At 69.3% G+C, this 6050-nt stretch carries 5 protein-coding genes; 2 read left to right on the top strand and 3 right to left on the bottom strand.

Annotated features, from left to right (window positions below; genetic code table 11):
- Positions 1-683 precede the first annotated feature (683 nt).
- Entirely contained in the window at positions 684-2363 is a 1680-nt protein-coding gene (locus ACIA03_RS30190; protein ID WP_396989202.1) for a DUF885 domain-containing protein, read from the bottom strand.
- 111 nt (positions 2364-2474) lie between these two features.
- Here ACIA03_RS30190 and ACIA03_RS30185 point away from each other — a divergent pair, with 111 nt between their 5' ends.
- Both ACIA03_RS30185 and ACIA03_RS30180 read left to right on the top strand, forming a co-directional pair.
- Positions 2475-3014 carry a SigE family RNA polymerase sigma factor gene (locus ACIA03_RS30185; RefSeq protein WP_396989201.1) on the top strand — a complete coding sequence of 180 codons (540 nt, stop codon included), beginning with the start codon at positions 2475-2477 and terminating at the stop codon, positions 3012-3014.
- Complete coding sequence (locus ACIA03_RS30180) at positions 3007-4308, top strand: hypothetical protein (RefSeq protein ID WP_396989200.1); 1302 nt, start codon at positions 3007-3009, stop codon at positions 4306-4308. The genes ACIA03_RS30185 and ACIA03_RS30180 overlap by 8 nt, the downstream gene beginning before the upstream one ends.
- Here the strand turns inward: ACIA03_RS30180 and ACIA03_RS30175 are convergent.
- Positions 4275-5621, bottom strand: a complete 1347-nt coding sequence (locus ACIA03_RS30175; protein ID WP_396989199.1) for a glycosyltransferase 87 family protein — start codon at positions 5619-5621, stop codon at positions 4275-4277. The two genes, ACIA03_RS30180 and ACIA03_RS30175, sit on opposite strands and share 34 nt — an antisense overlap.
- Positions 5622-5648: 27 nt before the next feature.
- A complete protein-coding gene (locus ACIA03_RS30170) occupies positions 5649-5864 on the bottom strand; it encodes an acyl-CoA carboxylase epsilon subunit (protein WP_396989198.1) in 216 nt (71 codons plus the stop codon).
- Positions 5865-6050 lie beyond the last annotated feature (186 nt).

The following is a 6050-nucleotide window of genomic DNA, read 5'->3' as shown; positions in this document are numbered from 1 at the left end:
TCTCCTAACGCCCTCATCGCCCTGGCCATGCTCAACCTCGGTGGCCACCGCCCCGTCCTGCCCGGACGATGACCCACGGATCAGTCAGAGGAGCCGAAATTTTGGCTGGCTATCGGGTCGGCGGCAGGGGTCTGGCGCGGCGATGGGCGTTGGGTAGGGGCTTGGGGTCTGAGGGTGAACGAATTTTCGTTCACTCGGGGACAGGTGAACGAAAATTCGTTCGCGCGCAGAGACCGCCATGGTGCGGTGGGTGACCGGGGTGAACGAAAATTCGTTCGGCAAGGTGAGCCGTCGCCGCTGGCCTGGTGCGCCTGGCGGGTGAAGAAATTTTCGTTCATCCAGGGAGCGCCTTCGTCTGCAGCGGGAGTGAATGAATTTTCGTTCGCCGTGGAGCATCCATCTCCCGCGGAGCGACTATCCCGCGGCCACACTGGGGCCGCCGCCCCTGATAGCTAGCCAAATCTTTCTCGACGTGGTCCGGTGTCAAGGCGATGTATCGAGCTTGTCGAGATGACCGCGAAGCGGCCGGCGAAGCCGGCGGCCGCAGGCCGTCCTTGACTCCGGGGCAGGGCGAGAAACACTCGAGGACAGGGTCGGCGGCCCAGACCAACCCCGCAGAACAGAAACGCACGGACGAAGCAGCACCCCGCGTCAGACCAAGTGCCTCTGACCACCCCCAGCAGCTACAGCCGCCCAAGAGCAGCCCGCAGCGGATCGAGCCCGAGCGACCCCAGGTCGAGCGCGGCGCGGTGGAAGGCCTTCAGGTCGAAGGCCGCCCCCGCGCGGGCACGGGCGTCCTCGCGGGCCTGGAGCCAGATCCGCTCGCCGACCTTGTAGGACGGTGCCTGGCCCGGCCAGCCGAGGTAGCGGGCGACCTCGAAGTCGAGGAAGGCGTCCTCCATCAGGCAGTGCTGTCCGATGAACTCGCGGCCGAGCTCGGGCGTCCAGACCTCGCCAGGGTGGAAGCCGAACGGGTTGTCCTCAGGGATCCTCAGCTCCAGGTGCATGCCGATGTCGATGATCACCCGCGCCGCCCGGAAGGACTGGCCGTCGAGCATGCCGAGGCGGTCGCCGGGGTCGTCGAGGTAGCCGAGATCGTCCATCAGGCGCTCGGCGTAGAGCGCCCAGCCCTCGCCGTGGCCGGAGACCCAGCACATCAGCCGCTGCCAGCGGTTGAGCAGCTCGGCCCGGTAGGCGGTCTGGGCGATCTGGAGGTGATGACCGGGCACGCCCTCGTGGTAGACCGTGGTCAGCTCGCGCCAGGTGCCGAACGAGGTGACCGACTCGGGCACCGACCACCACATCCGGCCGGGTCGGGAGAAGTCCTCCGAGGGGCCGGTGTAGTAGATCCCGCCGTCGGTGGTCGGCGCGATCATGCACTCGATCCGCCGGACCTGCTCGGGGATGTCGAAGTGCACGTCGGCGAGCTCCTCGATCGCCCGGTCGGCGGCGCCCTGCATCCACTGCTTGAGCGCGTCGGTCGAGGTCAGCTGGCGCGCCGGGTCCCTGTCGAGGTGGGCCGCCGCCTCTGCGACGCTCGCCCCGGGGAGGACCCGCGCGGCGGTGGCGTCCATGTCGTCGGAGAGCCGCTTGAGCTCCTCCCAGCCCCAGGCGTACGTCTCGTCCAGGTCGATCTCGGCGCCGAGGTAGCGCCGTGAGGCGAGCTGGTAGTGGTCGCGCCCGACGGCCTCCTTCGGGAACCCGCGCGGGACCAGGTCGTCGGCCATGAAGCGACCGAACTCGGCGAACGCCTCGTTGGCCTTCGCCGCCGACGCCTCGAGCTCGGCCCGCAGGGAGGCGGGAGCGCCCTCGGGCGCTCGAGCGATCAGACCGGTGAAGAAGTCGCCGGAGCCCTTCTGCCCGGTCCAGCCCAGGATCTGGTCGGCGACCTTGGCGTACTGGGCCGTTGCTGAGACCCGCCCGGCCGCAGCCTCCTCACGAAGCGTCGCGGTGTAGCCAGCGACCGCCTGCGGCATCCCGGCCAGCCGGGCGCCGATCGCGGCCCAGTCGTCCTCGGTGTCGGTCGGCATCAGGTCGAAGGCCTCGCGCAGGTTGTGGATGCCGCTGGTGATCACGGAGACGAACTTCCGGTCCAGCTGTGCCTCGGTGAACTCGATGTCGAGCCCCACCCGCTCCAGGAACGCCTCCTTGGCGACCTGCTCCCGCTCGTCGACCGGCTTGATCGCGGCCACGTCGGCGTAGGCGGCCCGGTTGAGCTCCTCGACCGCCGCCATCCCGTCGGGAGAGAGGTCGGGTAGCTCCGCGTCGTGGCCGGCGACACCGACGTAGGTTGCGGTGAGCGGGTCGAGAGCGCAGAGCTCCTCGACATAGCGGTCGGTGCGGGCGTCTACTTCACGGGTCACCCGGCCAACCATAGGACCGGGACGTGCTGGGGCAACTCAATTCCTGGCTACACGCAACGAACTCGACAGACTTCGCGTAGAGGGGGTGTGAATGTGCCAGAGGAGGTGTCTGTGGATGCCGACCATGAGGCGACAGAGCCGGATTTCGGTGCCTGGGTGGCCTCGCGGGGTCCTGCGCTGCAGCGATTCGCCTACCTGGTGACCGGCAACAACTCCGACGCTCCTGACCTGGTGCAGGACGCCCTCACCCGAGCGCTGCCGCGGTGGGAGTCGCTGGCGGCGTCCGGGACGGCGGAGGCGTACGTGAAGAGGAGCATCGTCAACGGGTCGATCAGTGGCTGGCGCAAGCGGCGTCGGCTGGTCCTGGTCGAGGACGTCGAGCCGATGGCGACCAGGCATGAGCCCGGCCCGGAGGAGCGCGACGCGGACGAGGCGTGGGAACTCGTGCAGACGCTGCCGTCGAACCAGCGAGCCGCGGTGGTGCTCCGGTTCTACGAAGACCTGTCGTTCGCACAGATAGCGACGGTGCTCGACTGTGCCGAGGCGACCGCCCGGTCCCACGTGCACCGGGCGCTGACCAAGCTGAGGGAGCGACTGAACGAGCAGGGCTCTGTTGATCAGAGAGGGAACAAGGGGGTTGACAATGAGTGACTTCGAGCGCGAGGAGCGGGCCTTCCGGGCCGCCCTGGCCCGTGCGGCCGATGACTTCGAGCCGCGGGAGCTCGCGATCCCCAGGGCCTCTGGCGCGTCGGGTGCGCCCGACGTTTCCGGGGACGCGGAGGGGTCGGAGCAGACGGAGGGTAAGACCCCCGTACGCCGGCGGACCACCTGGATCCTGGCCGCGGCCGCCGCGGTGCTGGCCGTCGTCGGCCTGGGTGGGATCGTGGCCAACCTGCAGCCCACCGGCAGCGGCGACGAGAGCACGGCCGCCAGCGACGCCTCCGGCGCCGAGGACAGTGCCGGCAATGCGCCCAAGGCGCTCGATGCGGACGAGGCGGCCCCCGAAGGTACCTACATCAACCGGAGCCGCACCGACCTGCCGGCGCCGGCCGACGGCAACCGCTGGGCGGTCCGGTACGACATCGCCTTCCAGGTGCCCCAGGAGTGGGCCGATGCCACCGCGCCGGTGCTGCCGGAGTGCATCGCGAAGCCCGGCGACCGGTGGGACACCGTGCCACGGACGCCCTACGTCGCGAACATCACCAACCAGCCGGTGCCGGCCATCGCCTGCAACGAGACCGAGGACCGGGACTTCCCGGCGGTGTTCGGCAAGGTGCCGTTCGCTCTCTGGCAGCCCTATGTCCTGGTCGAGAAGCGGGATGCGAATGCCCCCGAGCCGGAGACCGGCTCCTGGGAGCACGAGGGCTGGCTGCTGACCCGGGTCCAGGTCGAGGAGGCGTACGTCACGATCCTGACCGGTCCCGGCGACGACCAGGTCAACGACGAGATCAAGGGGTCGCTGCGGACGACACCGAAGGACCCCTACGGCTGCGAGACCGCCTCGCCGCTGGCCGCGGGCGACCCGGTGCGGCCCCAGACCGAGCCGTCGAGCTCGCCGCTGGAGGGTGATGCCCCGGAGTCGATCGCGATCTGCGAGTACGAGCCGTCCTCGGCATCGCTGACCGGGTCGCGAGAGATCACCGGCTCCGACGCCTCCAGCCTCGTCGAGGCGATCCGGGACGCGCCGGCGCGCTCCGGCCCCAACACCCCGCAGAACTGTGCGGAGGGGCAGCCGGTCACGGCGTACGTCATCCTGCGGATCTTCCGCGACGGTGGCGAGCCCGGAGACGTCTACGTGAACTACGAGAACTGCGCCGACCACGGGTTCTACGACGGGATCACCGTGCACGAGCTCACGCAGGCCGCCTGCCGGCCGGTGTTCGCCGAGGAGCCGGTCACGATCTACTCGGCTCAGGGCGACGTCGCCAACGTCTGTCTCTCCTGACCCTCGGTTGCTGACCGCCCCCGCTCGGGGAGGGCGGCCAGCAACCGAGTAGCGCGCCACGCGGCGTAGAGGAAGAGCAGCACCAGGAGGCCGTTGCGCCAGGCCAGCACCTCGGTGATCCACGGCGAGCCGATGTCGTTGAAGGTGAGCATGTAGCCGTACATCCGCGGGAAGATCTCGTGGGTCAGCAGCGTCACCGCGAGCAGCACGACCGACCAGATCCCGAGCTGCCTGCGGGCGCGACCGCGAAGCAGGACCAGCCCGGCGGAGGCGGCGGGGAGCAGCCAGAGCATGTACTGCGGGCTGAGCACCTTGTTGGTCACCAGGAACGCGGCCACGGTCGCGAGCACCAGCCACACGATCGTCTCCTCGGTCCTCTCGCCGCCCGGGAGACGACGCCAGGCGAGCACCCACCAGACGATGACGAGCGCCCCCGCGACCACGGATGCGATCGTCGCGGTGAGGAGCATTGCCTCGACCAGCGGCCCGCTGATGTCGTACGCCTTCCACTCCGTGTAGTCGATGACGTAGCCGCTCGCGGGGCCGCCGTGGCCCCACTCGAACATCGCCGGCGTCGCGAAGACCGACTCGATCTGAAGGCCCCGCTCGCTCTGGTAGCTCAGTGGCGTCCAGAGCCGGTCCCAGCCGCCGAGGACGAGACTCAGCCCGGCCAGCGCGACTCCGGTGCCGGCGACGGTCAGGATCACGCCCTTCCGTGCGGCGCGGTTCGCCGCGAGCGCCGGGATGACCAGGATCGGCCAGTATTTCGCGCCGGTCGCGAACGCCGCGAACGCCGCTGCGACGCGCGGCTTTCTGGATGCGTAGAGCACCGCCAGACCGACCATGATCCCGGGGAACAGGTCGAACCGCGCGTACGCCGTCGCCCCCAGCGCCGGGACCGCGATCAGCCACAACGCCTCTGCGCCGGAGATTCCGAGCCTCGGGTGCGCCCCGCGGCGGTTGCGGACGATCAGCACCATGAAGAGCAGGTCGGTCAGTGCGGCCATCGCCAACACCGCCACGATGTAGGCATCGCCGCCCAGGCGGAGCAGGTCGATCGCGGCGTACGGGATCCAGAGCAGGAGCAGTGCCGGCACCGGGTACTCGACCAGGGTGCGGTGGACCCCGTCTCGGGCGAGTGCGTCGAGGCTGTCGCGGTAGTAGTTCACATCGCCCACCACGCCCCACTCCGCGCCCCACCAGGAGAACGAGTCCGCGGCCGCGGCAGGGAAGCCGTAGAGGATCACCACCCATCCCCGGGTCAGCAGCCATGCCAGGGTGATCAGGAGATATCGCCGAGAGAAGGTGATCACGCAGTGATCATGACATTACGGTCCTGGTCAGCGGGGCAGGCCGCTGGCGCGCCAGGAGTTGGGGCCGGGGTGGAGTGGGGTACGCAGTCGGGGAGCGGCCCACAGGGAGCGTGGCTTCTTCTGGGGTGGTTCGCTGGTTGATCCGAGGGCGGCGAAGACGGCCACGATCGCGGCTACGTCTTCGGGGGTGGCGTTGTGGTCGATGACCTTGAGCAAGGGCTTCTGCTCCTGGTTGTCGTTCATGTCCGTGACCACCTTTCGTTCGGAACTTCAGTTACGTCGGGCTTTCGCCGAGTCGGCGCAATCCGGTCCTCGCTCGCTTCGCTCGCATCAGAGCGGGATGTTCCCGTGCTTCTTCGCGGGGAGGGTTTCGCGTTTGGTGCGGAGCAGGCGCAGGGCGCGGGTGATCTCGGCGCGGGTTTCGTGGGG

This window comes from Nocardioides sp. NPDC051685 (genome assembly GCF_044453405.1).
In the GTDB taxonomy this organism is placed as follows: domain Bacteria; phylum Actinomycetota; class Actinomycetes; order Propionibacteriales; family Nocardioidaceae; genus Nocardioides.
This window is presented reverse-complemented; position numbering and strand designations above follow the sequence as displayed.